The organism is Methylobacterium sp. CCH5-D2 (assembly GCF_001556475.1).
Lineage (GTDB): Bacteria > Pseudomonadota > Alphaproteobacteria > Rhizobiales > Beijerinckiaceae > Methylobacterium > Methylobacterium hispanicum.
Map to the genome: position 1 here is coordinate 1 of NZ_LSIX01000574.1, position 1,420 is coordinate 1,420.

Here is a 1,420-nt window from a genome sequence, read left to right on the forward strand (position 1 = left end):
TGCCGACGAGGTTGGCCCGAGCGGAGCGTGGTGGAAGGCGCAGATCCATCCCGATGACCGGGCGCGGATCGTGGCCAGCATCTACGCCGTGATCAACGGCGACACCGAGCACTGGACCGACGAGTACCGCTTCCAGCGGGCGGACAGCAGCTATGCTGATATCCTGGACCGGGGCTTTGTGCTGCGCGATGAGCGGGGCAAGGCAACGCGCATGATCGGTGCCATGCTCGACATCACGGCGCGCAAGCGCGCCGAGGAGCATCAGCGGCTGCTGACCGGCGAGTTGCAGCACCGGGTCAAGAACACCCTGGCCATGGTCCAGGCGATCGCCAGCCAGACCCTGCGCGGCGCCAAAGACCTCGATGAAGCCCGCGAGGCCTTCGCCAGCCGCTTGATCTCGTTGGGGCGGGCCCATGACATCCTGACCCAAGCCAGCTGGACCGAAGCGCCGATCGCCGACATCGTGGCCGGCGCGCTGCTGGTGCACCGGGACGCAGCTGGTCTTCGTATCCGCACGAGCGGCCCGAACGTGCTGCTGGGCGCCAAGCCTGCATTGTCGCTGGCGCTGGCGTTGCACGAGCTGGCCACGAACGCGGTCAAGTACGGGGCACTGTCCGCCGAGGATGGCTTTGTGGATCTGCGCTGGCAGGTGGTGCACGAGGAAGCGGGAGCCCGGTTCTGCCTGACCTGGTCCGAGCAGGGTGGTCCGCCGATCCTGAACCCGCCGAGTCGTAGGGGGTTCGGCTCGCGCCTGATCGAGCGCAGCCTGGCGGCTGAGGTCGGTGGTGAGGTTCAGCTGACCTACGCCCCCACTGGCCTCATCTGCCGGCTGGAGGCCCTGCTGGCGTCCATGCAGGAGCAGCACGCCGTGGCTGCCGCCTGAGCCACGAATGGATGAAGGAACGAAGGCGCCACACCGCCCATCTTGTCGCCGTCACGCGACCCGACGACAGCGTCCAGGTCTATGCCGTCCTGACCCTGACCAGGGCGGAGGCCTGCGCTGCCGTGGCAGCCCTGGTGCCGGGGAGCTGTTCGGTCGCCCTTGCCGGCGCCCTGTCACAGGGTGTCGCCCGGTGGACTGAGCTCAAGCGGGGTGAGGTGCAGCTGATTTGAACCCCGGAACAATGCGCAGCTGACACGGTTGCGTTTCTCAGGCTCTGCCCTCGGCGCGGTTGCCCAGCTTCGGTTCTGGGCATACCTCAGCGCGAAGCCGGCACAGATCCTGCCACCCTACGAAGGAAGATCCGACCTGTGCCGCACTCCCGGCAGCCGCTCCAATCCTCGCCTGAAGCTCTGCGTCCCCTGGAGACGTTGCGCCGGGGCCATCAACTGTTCGAGACCGAGCGCCGTCTCAACGCCGTCCTGAACAACGCCTCGGTCTCCATCTTCCTGATGGATGACCGCCAGCACTGCATCTACA

Annotated in this window: 1 protein-coding gene; it reads left to right on the forward strand. The window is 67.1% G+C overall.

Annotation, left to right across the window (positions count from 1 at the left end):
* The coding region (locus tag AX737_RS14620; protein ID WP_156453725.1) for an HWE histidine kinase domain-containing protein at positions 1-883 on the forward strand (883 nt) is incomplete at its 5' end.
* Positions 884-1,420: the final 537 nt, after the last annotated feature.